Here is a 17,062-nt window from a genome sequence, read left to right on the forward strand (position 1 = left end):
AAAGCGAAACAAACCAACTCATAACCACCTAATAATAAGGTAGTTTACTTGATATATTCAATATGCTGATCTGCAGCTGTAGAGACGCTGTCAAAAAATCCTTGATCTTCCATCCACTTATCGTTGTATATTTTACTCATGTAACGCGATCCATGATCTGGGAAAATAACAACAACAACGGCATCATCGCCAAAAGTTTTCTCCTTAACCAGTTGCTTCACTGCTTGCATTGCTGCACCACTGGTGTAGCCTACAAAAAGACCTTCAGTTTGTGAAATCCTGCGAGCCATATGAGCCGCGTCTTCATCTTTTACCTTTGTAAAACTGTCGATGACATCAAAATCAGTAGCGGTTGGGATCAAGTTTTTACCTAATCCTTCTATACGGTATGGATAGATTTCGTTCTTGTCAAACTCCTGAGTCTCGTGATATTTTTTCAATACACTACCATAAGCATCAACACCCAGGATCTGAATTTCTGGATTTTGTTCTTTCAAATACTTGGCAGTTCCTGAAATGGTTCCACCGGTACCACTACAAGCTACCAGATGCGTTATTTTTCCAGCCGTTTGTTTCCATATTTCTGGTCCTGTAGAAAGATAATGCGCTTCAGTATTGAGCTCATTGAAATATTGGTTGATATAGATACTATCTTTTATTTCTTCATGAAGTCTTTTAGCGACCTCGTAATAACTACGTGGATCGTCTGCACTCACGTGTGCTGGACAAACGTAAACTTTTGCGCCCATCGATTTAAGCATGTCAATCTTATCGGCACTTGATTTTGAACTTACGGCAAGAATACAATCATAGCCCTTAATGCGGCTCACCATAGCGATACTAAATCCGGTATTACCAGATGTGGTTTCAATAATGGTATCACCAGGCTTGAGAATTCCTTTTTTTTCTGCCTGCTCTATAATATGTAAAGCTATTCTGTCTTTTGAAGAATGTCCTGGGTTGAATGACTCAACCTTAGCATAATAATCGCCAGGGAAGCCCTCAACGGTTTTGGATAATTTGATAAGAGGAGTTTCTCCTATTAACTCAAGAACATTGTTGTACGCCTGAATTTGTCCGCTCATATAGTATGTTTTCGTCCTGACTTAAAAAAGCGCAAAACGTTGCAAATTTACATAAAAAATCAGTTGGTTGCCTTTTTCTCCATATCAAGCAAAAATGCAAAGTCTATTGCGACTTCTTTCAAAGCATCATACCTACCAGATGCACCGCTATGACCGCTCGTCATATCTGTCTTGAATAAAATGACTTGCGCTCCTTTTTGATGATCACGCAGCCTCGCCACCCATTTTGCAGGTTCCCAATATTGAACCTGGCTATCGTGGTATCCGGTCGTGACCAGCACGTTGGGAAACTCGGCGTCTTTGACTTGATCGTATGGGGAGTAAGCAAGCATATAATCGTAGCTATCCTTGATGTTTGGATTTCCCCATTCGTCATATTCACCTGTTGTCAGCGGTATAGAATCGTCCAGCATAGTACTCACGACATCTACAAACGGTACCGCACTTAAAATTCCGTTATATAAGTGTGGCGCTAGATTCATGATGGTTCCCATTAACAATCCACCGGCAGATCCACCTGAGGCGTACAGGTGTCCCGCTTTCGCGAAAGCGTGCTCTACCAAATACTCACTGCAAGTCACAAAATCTGTAAAGGTGTTCATCTTCTGGAACATCTTGCCTTGCTCGTACCACTCACGGCCCAGGTATTCACCACCACGAACGTGAGCTATAGCAAAAATGAAACCGCGATCCAGCAGACTCAATCGCGAGATTGAGAAATAGGGATCAATGGTATGTCCATAACTCCCATAACCATACTGCAGTAGCGGATTCCCATCTGCCTTGCGCTGGTCCTTTCTATAAACCAGGCTGATAGGGATTTTCACACCATCTTTTGCAGTGGCCCAAACTCTTTCTGAAGTATAATTATCTGGATCAAAATGGGGATCCTCAATCTCTTGAGTCTTCAATATTTTTTCCTCTCGAGTGCGCATATTGAATTCAATCACAGATGGCGGTAAGGTCAATGAATTGTAGCCATAGCGCAGCATTTCTGTATCAAACTGAAAGTTGGCGCTCGTATAAGCGGTGTAGGTTTCACTGGTAAATGGCAGGAAATAATCCACGGTATCATCCCAGGATCTGATCCTGATACGGTTCAAACCATTGAATCGATCTGTAACCACCATAAACTCCTTGAAGATATCAAGATCTTCCAACAAAGCATCTGGATTATGCGGAATCAAATCCACCCAATTTTCCATTTGTGGAGTTCCAATAGGAGTTTTCATGACCTTAAAATTAAAGGCGTTATCCTTATTGGTCATAATATAAAAATGATCACCATAATGTGAGGCGCTATATTCCATTTCTGGTTGGCGCTCCTGAATCAACTTGAAAGAACTATCAGGTTTGCTGGCATCAATAAAACGAATTTCATCACTTAACGTGGATGATGATTTGATCATGATGTATCGCGCACTCATCGTTTTGTAAACAAAACAATTAAATGTGTCTTCCTTCTCTTCAAAAATGACAGATGCTTCTTTAGCATCCTGATCAAGACTGTACTTAAATATTTTATTTGCCCGCAACGTCTGCGGATCTTGTCTTACAAAAAACAAGGTGTGGTTATCATTTGCCCAAACGGAACTTCCCGTAGTTCCCAGAATAGATTGCGCATGAATCTCACCGGTCTCTAAATTCTTCACAAACAAAGAATATTCCCTACGACCTACCGCATCTACACCATAAGCGATGAGATTGTTATTAGGAGAAACGTTAAGTCCTGAAAGTTTATAGAACTCGTGACCATCTGCCATCTCGTTCACATTGAATAACAACTCCACTTTCTCGCTACCATCTTTACGCCGAAAGTAATATGGATAGGATTCACCCTTTTCCATTTTAGTGAAATACCAATACCCATTATATAGATAAGGAACAGACTCATCGTCTTCCTTAAGTCTGCCCTTGATTTCCTCAAACAACTCATCTTTCAAATTGGCTGTGTGAGCGGTCATTTGCTCGTAATAATCATTTTCCTGATTGAGGTAGTCGATCACTTCTGGCGCGTCGCGTTCCTTCATCCAGTGGTAGTTATCCAATCGCTGATGTCCGTGGATCTCATGTACATGAGGAATTTTTTTTGCACTAGGTGGTTTGATATTCATAGGGAAATAGAGTCGTGTAAAATTGGCCTGCAAGATAATCAAAGGTTAACTCATGCTAGAGAAAGCCCAGAGTTGTTATTTTTGCACTTCAAAATTTAAAAAAGACAAAATTATGTTTGGAGATATGATGGGAATGATGGGTAAGCTCAAGGAAACCCAACAAAAAGTAGAAGAAACCAAAAAAAGAATGTCAACGGTATTGATCGATGAAAAGTCAAGCGATGGTCTTATCAATGTAACCGTTACCGCAGACCGTCAGATTAAGAAAATTGATATCGCAGACGAATTGCTGGAAGACAAAGAGCAATTAGAGGATTACCTAATTCTTACACTCAACAAGGCTTTAGATAGAGCTTCTGACATTTTTGATAAAGAAGTAGCGGCTGTAGCATCAGAAGGAATGCCTAATATTCCTGGGATGGATATGTTTAAGTAATTTGGTAGAATTTAAATAATTGATAATTATAATTTGCAACTCAAATCAATTATTGAAAATTTTCTAGATCAAGTTCAATTTGAATACTTCGTCATCAAATCCATAAACTGCGCATGCTGTACATCTGTGTAATCCAGATGAGTAACTAATCGCAACTTTCCTTGTCCCATATTGCTAATGATAATATCATTTTTAGCGCAATACTGAGTGACTGAAATCTCATCGACTACTTCGAAAATTACGATATTGGTTTCTACGGGTTCAACTTTTTTGACCCAAGATTGAGAAGCTAGGAAAGTTTCTAATTCCGTTGCTTTGCGATGGTCTTGATGGAGTCGCTCCATATTGTGATCCAGCGCATATAATGCTGCTGCGGCCATAAATCCTGTTTGGCGCATACCGCCGCCTAGAACTTTACGTACTCGCATCGCTTTTTCCATCAGCGGATTTTTCCCGGTCAATACGGTGCCCAACGGTGTTCCCATTCCTTTTGAAAAACAGACTGATACGGTATCGAAAACCTCACCATATTCCTTAGGATCCTGATTCGTTTTTACAATCGCGTTCCATAAACGTGCACCGTCCAGATGCAATCCTAAACCATGCTTGGTGCACACTTCCTTAATTTCTTTAACTACGTTCCAATCATAACAAGCGCCACCACCTTTGTTGGTCGTATTCTCTAAACAGACTAAAGTTGTCAATGGACTGTGATAAAAATCTGGCGGATTGATAGCATCCTCAACCTGTTGCGCCGTGACCATACCTCGAGAACCGTCCAGCAACTTACAGGAAACACCACTATTGAATGACACGCCGCCACCTTCATAATTAAAGACGTGTGCATATTTATCTGCAATAAGCTGCTCGCTAGGTTGCGTGTGCATTTTGATGGCTGCCTGATTTGCCATACTTCCCGTAGGAAAAAATAACGCATCATCCATCCCAAATATTTCTGCAACACGGCGCTCCAGTTCATTTACCGTTGGATCTTCCTTGTATACATCGTCGCCAACTTCGGCATGAAACATGGCATCCAACATTCCTTTACTAGGTTTTGTGACGGTATCACTACGCAAATCAATCATAAGTTCCATTCATTGTTCCCAAACGCGAGATGCGCAGGAAGGTTTTTGATAATTCCGCTTTCGCGAAAGCGAGATAAATTTAATCCCATTTGCACACTTAACCATCGGGAATCATCAATAAAAAAGGGAATTAAGCTGTATTTTTACCTTCCAAATTATTCAAGGTACATGATTACAGCAGACCAGATCGCGGAATTGAAGGAACGAACGGCAGCGTTGAAGGATTATCTGCAAATTGAGGCCAAGCAAATTGAGATTACCAATCTCGAGGAGAAAACGTTCTCACCCGATTTCTGGAATAATTCCAAAGAAGCAGAGGCAATTATGAAGCAACTGCGTAATAAAAAGGCCTGGACGACAGACTATGCCACCGCCGTCACACTGGGCGAAGATCTAGAAGTTCTCTATGAATTCTACAAGGAAGATGAGGCCACAGAGGAAGATGTTACCTCAAAATATAATGCAGCTTTTGAGCTCGTAGAAAAGCTAGAGTTCAAAAACATGTTGTCAAATGAAGGCGATGAGTTTAGTGCCGTACTTCAAATCACTGCTGGCGCTGGTGGAACAGAATCCTGCGACTGGGCAGAAATGCTCATGCGCATGTACATCATGTGGGCAGAGAAAAGTGGCTACAAAGTGAAGGAGCTTAACTTTCAATCTGGTGACGTCGCTGGTATTAAAACGGTGACTCTGGAGATTGAAGGAGATTATAGTTTTGGGTGGTTGAAAGGTGAAAATGGTGTCCATCGATTGGTACGTATTTCTCCGTTCGACTCTAATGCAAAACGTCATACCTCTTTTGCCTCGGTTTATGTATATCCGCTAGCAGATGATAGTATAGAAATCGATATCAATCCAGCAGATATCTCTTGGGATTTTGCGAGATCCAGTGGCGCCGGTGGACAGAACGTCAACAAGGTGGAAACCAAAGCAATTTTGACACACCATCCATCAGGAATTATTATTCATAATTCTGAAACAAGATCGCAGTTAGAAAACAGAGAGAAAGCCATGCAAATGCTTAAATCTCAGCTTTATGAAATTGAATTACAAAAGCAAAACGCTGCTCGTGATGAGATTGAAGCCGGCAAGATGAAAATTGAATGGGGTTCTCAAATACGTAATTATGTATTACATCCTTATAAACTTATTAAAGATGTTAGAACTGCACATGAAACAGGAAATGTTGACGCAGTTTTAAATGGAGACCTAGATGCGTTTCTAAAAGCATTTTTGATGGAATCTGGTCGGGAAAAACCTACAAATCAATTGTAGGTACAAATTGTTAACAGTTAGTTGTGAATAATCGTGGCTGCTTTAACGCAAGCTTAGCAAACCACGGTTAATCCTGCAGGTAGTTTTGTGGTCATAGCATTAAGCTAAATCATTTATGAAACCAACTTTTACCTGCCTCGTATTTCTATTTTCTTTTTTATCATTTGCTCAACAACCCGTGGTTGTTTCTGGAAAGCTCATTGAGAAAACCACAAAGAGTCCACTGGAATTTGCCACAGTGTCAATTATAAGTTCAGATCCAAACGTATCGCCACAAGGTGGAATTACTGATCTTGATGGAAATTATCAATTTACCGTCACTCCTGGAACTTATAATGTCAAATGGGAATTTATCTCTTTTCAACCTATTGTAAGAGAGAATGTGGTGATTACAGAAAATAAAGATTTTGGAACAATAGAATTGGCACAAGATGTAGCTCAATTAGATGCTCTTGTAGTTGTTGCAGAGAAAACAACTGTAGACCTAAGACTCGATAAAAAAATATATAATATAGGACAAGATTTAACCGTGCGCGGTGGATCTGTAAGCGATGTTTTGGATAATGTACCTTCAGTATCCGTTGATGTGGAAGGAAATGTTTCTTTACGTGGGAATGATAATGTTCGTATCCTGATTGATGGACGTCCCAGCGCACTTGTAGGATTTAATGGTGCAGAAGCGCTGCGTCAAATTCCTGCAGAAGCTATTGAACGCGTTGAGGTGATTACTTCACCAAGTGCCAGATATGATGCAGAAGGTACAGCCGGTATTCTCAATATCATTCTTAGAAAAAACCAGATTCAGGGATTTAATGGATCTTTCAATGTAAGCGCAGGTTATCCAGAGCGCTATGGAGCATCCATCAACTTAAATTATAGAACCAATAAATGGAACTTGTTTACAAACACAGGTTACAATTATAGAACTTCTCCTGGATATGCCAGAACAGATATAGATTACAAATTTGGACCTAATGAAGTACTTCCAGACACTACATTATTGGCAGTACAGGAGCGTCGGGATTTTGATCGTTTAGGAAGAAATTATTTTACCAGCATAGGCGCAGAATACTTTATCGATGACAATAGCAGCATCGTTGGTAACATTGTTTATCGTCTAGGAAATGATGACGATGAAACTACAAACAATAACACAAGAACTTTTGCTGGTGAAGAATTCGACGAGATCAATTTAAGAAGAGAGTTGGAATCTGAAGATGAAGATGATTTGCAGTTCTCGCTTGACTATCAAAATGAACTTGACGACAATGGTCAAAAGTTAACAGCAACCGCCCAATACTCGATTTCAATAGAAGATAAAGAATCTAACATCGATCAAACGGAACTTATCTCGAACTCTCTGAATGACCTTGAAAGACTTCTAGAGACTGAAGATGAAACCGAAGCATTGCTTCAGGTGGATTGGGTAAAACCTGTTGGAGAAACTATTCAATATGAAGCCGGTTATCGCGGTAATTATAGAGATATATCTAACAGCTATTTTTTTGAAGAAATAGAAAATTTTGACAATGGCAGCGGATTGATTCCAGATCCTGAACTCAATAATACTTTTAATTATGAGGAATTTGTCAACGCCGCTTATGGACAATATGGGCAAGAATTTGGCGCTTTTTCATTATTGGCTGGTCTCAGGTTTGAGCAAACCAACATCAATATCAATCAGGAAACTACAGATGTAACTAGTGAGAAAAGTTACAGTAGTTTATTCCCAACTCTAAATCTAGGATACGAATTACAGGAAGATGAGAATATCACCTTAGGATACAACAGAAGGGTTAGAAGACCTAGAGGTCGCAGATTAAATCCATTCCCAAGTAGATCCAGTCAAAACTCGTTTTATAGAGGAAACGTTGATTTGAATCCGCAGTTTTCTAATCAACTGGATTTAGGCTACTTGAGAAGATGGTCAAAGTTAACCTTGAGTACTTCTATATATTACAATAGAAGTACGGACAATGTGGAAACGATTGAAACTTCTGGAACTGCTCCAGGTGATAATACTACTGCTGTTTTTAGATTTCCAGTCAACCTTTCTACAGAACAACGATTGGGATATGAATTGACACTTACCTACAGACCATTCAAATGGTGGACCATCAACTCTGACGCAAACGTCTTTAGAGTAGAGACCGATGGAGATTATGTTGATCCAACAGGCGAATTTGAAGATCAAAATTTTGACTTTGTCAATACCACCTACTTTTTAAGATTGAATCAGAAATTTGAGTTACCCGCTAAAATTGACTTTCAAGCACGTGTTAATTATAGAGGTGCGTCAGAAAATGCCCAAGGAACTCAAAATGCCATCACAACTATCAATCTAGCAGCTAGCAAGGATATACTTGATGAGCAAGGTTCGCTGACTTTGAACGTAAGTGATTTACTGAATTCAAGAAGACGTGAGTCAACTACAAACACCGCATCTTTTATATCAGACAGTGAATTTCAATACAGACAACGTCAGATTACGTTAGCGTTCACCTACCGATTCAATCAACAGAAACGTGAACAGAATCGTGAAGAAGATCCTGCACCAGACGAGGAATTTGAAGGATAATTCTTTCAGTACCATTAACATTTAATAGGGTTTTCATTAAGTACTAAAAGAACATTTTTGTTTAAAATATAAACTAATGAAAAAAATACTTTTTACGCTAGCCCTAATCGTAGGAACAACTTTTGCCGTACAGGCGCAAACTATCTCAAAAAACGCTATTGGTCTTCGCTTCGGTGATGGTGATGGCTTTGGGGCAGAAATTTCTTATCAACGCGCTCTAGGCGATAACAACAGGTTAGAAGCAGATCTAGGTATCGAAAATGGTAATCGTTTTGACGGTTTTAAACTCACCGGTGTCTATCAATGGGTCTGGAATATTGATGGAGATTTCAACTGGTATGCCGGTGTAGGTGGTGGATTGGGTAGCATCAGCTTTGATGATGACTTCAGACCTAATGATGATGATAGTGAGACTTTTCTTCTAGCTGCAGGTCAAATAGGAATCGAGTATAATTTTGATATACCGCTTATTATTTCCTTGGATATTAGACCTGAATTGTATTTTGGAGATTTTAGAGACGATTTAGAATCAGATATTGCCTTAGGTGTACGTTACCAATTCTAGAAAAATTCAATTAAAAATTCAAAAGCGACCTAAATGGGTCGCTTTTTTTATGCGCTGGTTTTGAGAACAGATTGGTACAATTCCTCATATTGTGGTATGATTAGCTGTATGTCGAATTGTTTCGCTTTCGCGAAAGCGGACTCTTTAAAACCCTTCAACACCTTATCATCTTTCAAGATATGAATGGCATCCTGCGCCATTTTCTCTACATTACCAACATCGCTGGTAAATCCAGTAACGCCATTTTCATTGACTTCTGGCAGCCCGCCAGTGTTTGAACTGATCACAGGCGTACGGTTTGCCATTGCTTCTAGAGCGGCAAGGCCAAAGCTCTCCTTCTCTGACGGTAATAGAAAAAGATCTGAAAAACACAAAATCCTATCAATCTCGTTACTATTACCCAACCATTTGATTTTGTGCTGTAATTTTCGTGATCTGGCATATTTTTCAGCTTCGGCTCTTTCTGAGCCATCGCCTACCATAATAAGTACGCTAGGAACTTCTTCAGATAGCAATTCAAAAATTTTGATCACATCTGTAATTCTTTTCACGGGACGCATGTTACTTATGTGAGTGACGATACGCTCGTTAGGGAATGCCATTATGGACCTGTCACAATCAGTGAATTCTGTTTTATAAAGCGACATATCGATGAAGTTGGGAACGACATTGATTTCGTTTCTTATGTCAAACAATTCCAACGTGTCCTGCTTCAAACTCTCGCTCACTGAAGTCACAACATCGCTGTTATTGATGCTAAAAGTAACCGATGGTTTATAAACTGGATGGCTACCTACCAAAGTGATATCAGTACCATGCAACGTGGTCACCATAGGCAGCGAGATACCTTGATCCTTCAACATCTGTTGCGTCATGTAGCCCGCATAGGCATGCGGTATCGCATAATGCACGTGTAAAATATCTATTCCATATTGTTGTACCACATTCACCAGCTTACTGCTTAAAGCAAGATCATAAGGCTGATAATGAAACAGCGGATATTCCTCAACATCCACTTCATGGAAGTAGATTTTTTGCGAAAGAAGCTCAAGTCTTACCGGCATTTTGTAGGTCACAAAATGAACTTCATGACCACGATGGGCAAGCGCTGTTCCCAACATGGTGGCTACTACTCCACTACCGCCAAAAGTTGGATAACAGACTATTGCAATTTTCATAACTTCTTTTTTTACTGAATAATGGAATCGTAGATGATTTGCTGGATATTGGTCCTGATATTTTCCTTGATGATGAATCTGTTGCCAGCATCTGGATATACTCTATTTGATAGAAATACATAAACCAATTCTGCTTCAGGATCTGCCCAAACAAATGTTCCAGTGAATCCGCTATGACCAAAACTGCTATCGCTGGTACAATTACAAGTGTTTCCCACTTTATCAAGAGATGGTTTGTCAAAACCTACACCGCGACGCACCTCGTCATCTGCAAAATATCTTTTGTTGAATTTATCGAAAGTGTCTTCATTAAAATATGTTTTCCCACCATAGCTTCCTTTTTGCATGTACATCTGCATCATCTTAGCGACATCGTTTGCATTCGAGAAAAGACCTGCGTGACCACCTATGCCTCCTTGCATGGCAGCGCCTTGATCATGAACATATCCCTGAATCTGCTGCCTGCGGAATAACGTGTCATTCTCAGTAGGCACAACCTGATTTTTAGGTAAATGCTTTAAGGGTAAGTAATGCGTGTGATCCATTCCCATGGATTGATAGAAATGATTCTGTGTAAGTTCGTTCAGATCTTTACTGTAGTAATTCTCTAAATAGTCCTTGATCATATAATACGGCAGATCGCTGTATTTATAAATACGCTTCTCTAATAAATCACTTGTTGCGATTCTATCTAGAATAGTGTCGTTGATAATAGATCTTGCATAAAAATGATCTGCTACTTCAACAGGGTAAAGCCTGCTCTTACTTTTCGAATAAAATTCTTCCAGTGGTGTGGAATCCAATGTATCTAACGTATAAACATAAAACGGAATCCATGGTTTCAGGCGACCGTAATGCGATAGCATTTCCTTTAATGTAATACCTGATTTGTTGGTATTTGAAAATCGAGCATCCCATTGGCCAATCGGCGCATTCAAATCTAGAACGTTGCGCTCTTCTAATTCCATGACAAGCGGTAGAGTAGCTAAAATTTTGGTGACAGATGCCAAGTCATACACATCTGTAGAAGCTACGGGATCATCTTTCCCGTAAGTCTGACCTCCATAGGTTTTATCAAATATGACTTTACCTTTTCTGGCAACCAATATTTGCATTCCTGGAGCACCTTTATTCTCAATAGTAAACTGGGCAACACTATCGATCTTGTTTAAAATAGAGGACCGCATGCCAACACTGGATGGAGTTGCACCATAGGACAATCTTTTAATGCCTTTAAGTTCAAGACCATCACCAACCTTAAAATCACCAGAACTAACTGGTAATCTACCCTGCATGCCTCTACCTCCAAAAATCATTTGCGCGCTCAATTCCTGGCTCCAGTCACTATTTTGGTAAGACATGATCAACGCTTCCATAGACGGAATTGCCTTGACCTGATCCAGCATATACGGCCTTACAAATAAATCAACTATCACATCGTGTGACTTGCTGATTTCCTTAAGCCAGGAAATTTCCTTACTAGTGAGCTTGTAAGATGTCCACGGATTGGTATTGCTGCGATGAGCGCCAACTATTACCGTATTGTAATCAGATAAATTACGCATCAGTGTTTTGATATCATTACCTCTAACTTCATCTACGGTAGCGTACTTGTTAAGCTGATTCAAAAAGGCATCACCACTATCATCACCTAAATGTACGTAGGCGATTTTTTTGGTTTCAAGATTTTTGATAGGTAGTAGTTCCTTATCATTTCTCAAAAGTGTAATAGCTTGCTCCATGGCGGCCTCATAAACGACATCATCCATTTCAGTATTCAGATCGCTTACCAGGTCTGCTGTTTCAATAGGTTTATAATTGTTTAAACCTACCTGGTATTTTGCCATGAGGATCTTGCGCACGCTATGCTCCAAACGTTCTTGAGTGACTTCTCCTTTTTTAATTGCATCGGCGATTTTGTTGATGGCTGTAGGTATGTCTTCAGAAATAAGTAACACATCATTACCAGCTTTAAAAGCTGCTAGGTCAATATCTCCAGGCTTGCTAAAGTTGCTGGCGCCTTTCATATTAAGTGCGTCTGTGAAAATGAGCCCTTGAAAGTTGAGTTGCTTTTTAAGTAGATCAGTAACAACTTTTTTGCTGATGCTTGTTGGATAACCATCACGTGGTTCCAAGCTAGGAATATTGAGATGTGCCACCATCACGCTCGCTAGTCCGTGATCGATAAGTCTTCTATATGGATAAAGCTCCACACTATCTATGCGCGCCGCAGTGAAACCTACTGTAGGCAAGGTTTTGTGGCTATCCTGATCAGTATCTCCATGTCCGGGAAAGTGTTTTGCACAGGCCCGTGTTCCCGTACTCTGCATTCCTTTCATGAACGCATAGGATTTTTGGGTAACATTTTCCATGTCCTCGCCAAAACTTCTGTTTCCAATTATAGGGTTATCAGGATTGGTATTAATATCTACATCTGGTGCAAAATTGATGTGAACACCTAGTCGTTTACAGTGCTCACCAATCTGTCTCCCAACTTCATAGCTACTCGTTGACGTCCTGTTGGCGCCCAGCGTCATATTCCATGGGAAGGCATAAACGCTGTCTAACCTCATGGCAAGACCCCATTCTGCATCCATCGCTATCATCATAGGCGTTTTTGATGACGCCTGTAATTCATTAGTCAAATGTGCTTGTTGCATTGGTCCACCTTTAGAAAAGATGACTCCACCTATGTGATGTTTCTTGACTAGATTACGCACCTTATTGACATGCGCTTTTTCTTTATTTGAGAAAAGGTCCACCATAAAAAGCTGACCTATTTTCTCCTTTTGGTTCAGGGATTTATAGACGCTGTCCACCCAAGTTTTTTGGGCTTCCTTATCAATAGTCTCTAATGGATTTGTGGATTGTTGGGAGTACGCTTTCGCGAAAGCGAACACACATAACAACCCTATTATATTCTTCATCATAATCTTCAAAAACGGCTTGTCTGCAAGGGAAATCAAGAATCGTTCCCGTATGGAAATATAGCAATATTGCAGGGCAACCGCTAGAAGATAATCCTAAAAATAAAGATGGTTATAAACGAAATTATGAACGGTTTAAAAGAATCTGGAGTGCCAACTCTCAGAAGCCGGAACTTCCCAAAACTCTTTGTACTCACCTACATTTTGAACTAGATTATTGAAAACAATAGTATTTGGAGAAACTGATTTGGCTTTAGCCATTTTTCTGAAGTCTGCTAGATCTTTGTAGGCAACATAAGGTCCATTTTTGAAAGAAACATTCATCTTATCCATAAGATCGATATCAAACTCTTTCTCGACGGCCTGAATAAAATGTACGGAAGCATCAATAGAACAGCCAGTTGCTCCAGCTTCTGATTGATCTAATCCCAAAACTATAAACCGATTGTAAGGCAAGTCATAACCTGCTTTCAAATCATTGCCATGTGCCGTCCACTGTTGCAAAAAAGCATCGAGTTTTGGCTTAAGTATTTCAAGCTCTTCTTCCTTGAAAGGACGATTTGCTTGATAGATCCATACTCTGGATTCGTCAGGAAGTTCTTGGAAATCTACTAGCATAACACTTACTATTTAATTTTGGTGACTTTTCTACGAAAAACTAATGCCATACAGGCGCCAAAGAAAAGGCTTGACATTAAAATTCTTGGAATACCAACAGTTCCTTCATCATGATATTCCCATGGACCCATTAATAAACCATATAGCAAACCACAAGTAAGACCTATAACTAAAAGACTTCTCAATGAGCGTTTTTCAACTACAGTTTTCATCACTTACTCTTATTAGTAAACGTCAAAAAGAAATATGAAGTTAAGAACAGACCTATGAAAAAAAGTAAAGCATGGAGAAAATATGAAGCAACATCATAGGGTTCTCCTTCTGTAACGTACATTATATATTTGAATAATGCCGTGCTTAAAAGCGCGGTTAATCCAGACCAAATTAAACGGATTTTTAAGGATGCTCTAGTTTCTTTAGTTGCGAAAATACCCATCAATCGTATTTTTATAAATCCTCAGCATTTGCTATCATCTCTGCCACGTCAAGTACTTCGACCTTATCTTCCTGATTGGTAGCTTTGATACCATCGCTCATCATGGTATTACAGAATGGACAAGCAGCAACGATAACTTCAGCGCCTGTTTCCAGTGCTTCTTCGGTGCGCTCAATATTGATGTCCTTCTTACCTTCTTCTGGCTCTTTGAACATTTGTGCTCCACCAGCACCGCAACATAAGCCATTACGCTTGCTGCGCTTCATTTCTACTAGAGCTGCATCTAGTTTCTCAATAAGATCTCTAGGCGCTTCATAAATTTCGTTTGCTCTACCCAAATAACATGGATCGTGATAGGTAATTTTCTTACCCTTGAATTTCCCACCTTCAATAGTTAATCTACCTGTAGCGATTAAATCTTTTAGGAATGACGTGTGGTGAATTACTTCATAATTACCACCCAATTCTGGATATTCATTCTTGAGTGTGTTGAAACAATGCGGGCAAGCAGTTACAATTCTTTTGATCTCATAACCATTCAAGACCTCGATATTCATCATGGCCTGCATTTGGAACAAGAACTCGTTCCCAGCACGTTTTGCAGGATCACCGGTACAACTTTCTTCTGCTCCTAACACTGCAAACTCAACGCCTGCCTTGTTCAAAAGCTTTACAAAAGCTTTGGTTATTTTTTTGGAACGGTCATCAAAACTACCGCTACAACCTACCCAGAATAATACTTCTGGCTGCTTGTTTTGTGCGATAAACTCTGCTACCGTTGGAACTTTTATTGCTTCACTCATGTCTTCTAATTCGGAATTATAAATTGTGAATTCAGGGCTTTGACTACTCTCTACCGCTGTTTATTTATTACAATTTGTATGGTCGTTACGCTTTCGCACTTCGACTTTGTTCAGTGTGAACTTCTTTGTCGCAGAGCTCCTAGAAAGCGAACTATTTATGGTTCTTGAACACTTCTATCGTCACTTCCTTCTCCACAAGATGCGTGAACTCACCTGTATAGCGCGTTGCTCTAACCATGTGATTATCAATCCAGTGATAGTTACCGCCACGAGGTTTACCCATCAATAGGCTGTGGTATTTGAAACCGTGCTTCTTAAGCCATTTTTCGGTTACATCTCTATGTTCCTCTGTTCTAGAGGTGAAGAAACAAATTACATGCCCTTCATCAAACCACTCGTTAAGCGTTTGCAAGGCATCTGGAAACGGCTCACAAGTTCCCATACGCTCTGGCTCTTCATTAGGCACATCTTCTGTAATGGTACCGTCAATGTCGATTAGGTAATTCTTTATGCCTTCTGGCAATACAGGACTAATTAATGATCCATCCTCTGCTTTTGCTTCTATGTATTCGTTTTCTTCTTTCATTAAATTTCGTTTGCCCAGTTTAATCGGTCTTGTTGGTTGTATGGCCATGGCGCACCATTGTTTTCAATGTTGCTCATGGTTGCGTTTAATTCATTTGGTGCAGCACTATTTTCAAGCACTAGATATCTTCTCATTTCCATGATGATACTCAATGGATCGATACCTATAGGACAAGCTTCTACACAGGCGTTACAGGTAGTACATGCCCAAAGCTCTTCTGGTAGAATGTAATCGTTCAACAGCTTTTTGCCATCATCCTTCCACTCACCTTCTTTATTGATCACGCTGCCTACATCTTCCAGACGGTCACGTGTGTCCATCATGATCTTACGTGGACTTAGCTTTTTACCTGTAATATTTGCTGGACATTCTGCGGTACAACGTCCACATTCTGTACAGGTGTATGCGTTGAGCAGTTGTACTTGATTGAGGTCAAAAATATCGCTAGCTCCAAGAGAAGCGGGCATCTCATCTACAGCTCCTTCCGCTGGTGTGGCAAAAGGGTCTGCGTTGGGATCCATCATCAATTTGACTTCTGCTGTGACGGCTTCCATGTTTGTGAATTGACCTTTAGGTGTCAGTTTTGCCAACCATACGTTAGGGAACGCCAGCATGATATGTAAATGCTTAGACCAGTATAGGTAGTTCAAGAAAATTAAAATCCCGACAATATGTAACCACCAACAAGCGCGTTCTATGATGAATAATGTTTCAAGACTAAGTCCAGAATACCAAGGCGTCATCCAGCTACTTATAGGAAAACTGCCTGTCACCATCTTCCCATGAACGTAGTGCATCGCTGCCTCACTTGTGAATGTACCATCAAGTACACCATTTTGAATGGCAAGATCTGTAGCGTTCATCGTTAGGAACAATCCCATTAGAACAACTTCAAAATATAAAATGTAATTAGCATCGTTTTTAGGCCAGCCCTTTAGCTCTCTAGCAAGAAACCTACGGATGTTCATGATATTCCTGCGAACCAGAAATGCGATCACGCTTACTAATACCAAAAATGCTAAGATCTCGAAAGTCGCTATTAAAAAGTCGTAAACACCGCCCAAGAAAGGAGCAAATATTCTATGCTGTCCCGTCAATCCATCAATGATGATTTCAAGAACCTCAATGTTGATGATGACAAAACCAACGTACACGATAATATGAAGAAAACCTGCAATAGGTCTACGAACCATTTTTGATTGACCTAGCGCAATTTTGGCCATTTGCGCCCAGCGCTCTGGTTGGCGATCTGTTCGATCTACTTTCTTACCCAACTTTATGTTACGAATCATCTTACGGATGTTCATCGCAAAAAAGCCAACCATTCCAATCAATAGAATAGCAAAAATGATATTAGGTAGGTACTGCATGAA

The 17,062-nt window shown here is 40.0% G+C and carries 14 protein-coding genes; 4 read left to right on the forward strand and 10 right to left on the reverse strand.

The features are described from left to right. Window positions 1-44: 44 nt before the first annotated feature. A complete protein-coding gene (locus tag BLO34_RS05845) occupies window positions 45-1,085 on the reverse strand; it encodes a PLP-dependent cysteine synthase family protein (RefSeq protein WP_090753407.1) in 1,041 nt (346 codons plus the stop codon). Between the two features lie 59 nt (window positions 1,086-1,144). Continuing rightward, a complete protein-coding gene (locus BLO34_RS05850) occupies window positions 1,145-3,199 on the reverse strand; it encodes a S9 family peptidase (protein ID WP_090753409.1) in 2,055 nt (684 codons plus the stop codon). A 52-nt stretch (window positions 3,200-3,251) separates the two neighbouring features. On the opposite strand from BLO34_RS05850, the gene BLO34_RS05855 reads away from it, so the two are divergent. Further along, window positions 3,252-3,635, forward strand: coding sequence for a YbaB/EbfC family nucleoid-associated protein (locus tag BLO34_RS05855; RefSeq protein WP_090753410.1), 384 nt, complete (start codon window positions 3,252-3,254; stop codon window positions 3,633-3,635). A 74-nt stretch (window positions 3,636-3,709) separates the two neighbouring features. Here the strand turns inward: BLO34_RS05855 and BLO34_RS05860 are convergent, their stop codons facing one another. Beyond that, window positions 3,710-4,723 (reverse strand): threonine aldolase family protein, encoded by a 1,014-nt coding sequence (locus BLO34_RS05860; RefSeq protein WP_090756478.1) that lies wholly within the window; start codon window positions 4,721-4,723, stop codon window positions 3,710-3,712. 168 nt (window positions 4,724-4,891) lie between these two features. Here BLO34_RS05860 and prfB point away from each other — a divergent pair, with 168 nt between their 5' ends. The 3 genes from prfB to BLO34_RS05875 all read left to right on the forward strand — a co-directional run bounded on the left by prfB (window position 4,892) and on the right by BLO34_RS05875 (window position 9,141). Continuing rightward, window positions 4,892-5,998, forward strand: coding sequence for a peptide chain release factor 2 (prfB, locus tag BLO34_RS05865; protein ID WP_090753412.1), 1,107 nt, complete (start codon window positions 4,892-4,894; stop codon window positions 5,996-5,998). A gap of 115 nt (window positions 5,999-6,113) precedes the next feature. Beyond that, on the forward strand, window positions 6,114-8,576 hold the full coding sequence (locus tag BLO34_RS05870; protein WP_090753414.1) for an outer membrane beta-barrel family protein: 2,463 nt from the start codon (window positions 6,114-6,116) through the stop codon (window positions 8,574-8,576). 76 nt (window positions 8,577-8,652) lie between these two features. Beyond that, window positions 8,653-9,141, forward strand: a complete 489-nt coding sequence (locus tag BLO34_RS05875; RefSeq protein ID WP_090753416.1) for a hypothetical protein — start codon at window positions 8,653-8,655, stop codon at window positions 9,139-9,141. A 47-nt stretch (window positions 9,142-9,188) separates the two neighbouring features. On the opposite strand, the gene bshA is transcribed toward BLO34_RS05875, so the two are convergent. The 7 genes from bshA to BLO34_RS05915 form a co-directional block, all read right to left on the reverse strand. After that, window positions 9,189-10,319 carry an N-acetyl-alpha-D-glucosaminyl L-malate synthase BshA gene (gene bshA / locus BLO34_RS05880; RefSeq protein WP_090753418.1) on the reverse strand — a complete coding sequence of 377 codons (1,131 nt, stop codon included), beginning with the start codon at window positions 10,317-10,319 and terminating at the stop codon, window positions 9,189-9,191. A gap of 11 nt (window positions 10,320-10,330) precedes the next feature. Further along, window positions 10,331-13,249: a glycoside hydrolase family 3 N-terminal domain-containing protein gene (locus BLO34_RS05885; protein WP_317039256.1), complete on the reverse strand. Its 2,919-nt coding sequence runs from the start codon at window positions 13,247-13,249 to the stop codon at window positions 10,331-10,333. A 132-nt stretch (window positions 13,250-13,381) separates the two neighbouring features. Next, entirely contained in the window at window positions 13,382-13,864 is a 483-nt protein-coding gene (locus tag BLO34_RS05890) for an ABC transporter ATPase (protein WP_090753421.1), read from the reverse strand. 8 nt (window positions 13,865-13,872) lie between these two features. Then, complete coding sequence (locus BLO34_RS05895) at window positions 13,873-14,076, reverse strand: hypothetical protein (protein WP_090753424.1); 204 nt, start codon at window positions 14,074-14,076, stop codon at window positions 13,873-13,875. A gap of 235 nt (window positions 14,077-14,311) precedes the next feature. Continuing rightward, on the reverse strand, window positions 14,312-15,103 hold the full coding sequence (locus BLO34_RS05905; protein WP_090753428.1) for a (Fe-S)-binding protein: 792 nt from the start codon (window positions 15,101-15,103) through the stop codon (window positions 14,312-14,314). Between the two features lie 151 nt (window positions 15,104-15,254). After that, on the reverse strand, window positions 15,255-15,689 hold the full coding sequence (locus BLO34_RS05910; protein WP_090753429.1) for a phosphoheptose isomerase: 435 nt from the start codon (window positions 15,687-15,689) through the stop codon (window positions 15,255-15,257). Next, window positions 15,689-17,059, reverse strand: coding sequence for a (Fe-S)-binding protein (locus BLO34_RS05915; protein WP_090753431.1), 1,371 nt, complete (start codon window positions 17,057-17,059; stop codon window positions 15,689-15,691). The genes BLO34_RS05910 and BLO34_RS05915 overlap by 1 nt, the downstream gene beginning before the upstream one ends. Between the last annotated feature and the right edge of the window lie 3 nt (window positions 17,060-17,062).

It is taken from the genome of Nonlabens sp. Hel1_33_55, assembly GCF_900101765.1.
Taxonomy (GTDB): Bacteria; Bacteroidota; Bacteroidia; order Flavobacteriales; family Flavobacteriaceae; genus Nonlabens.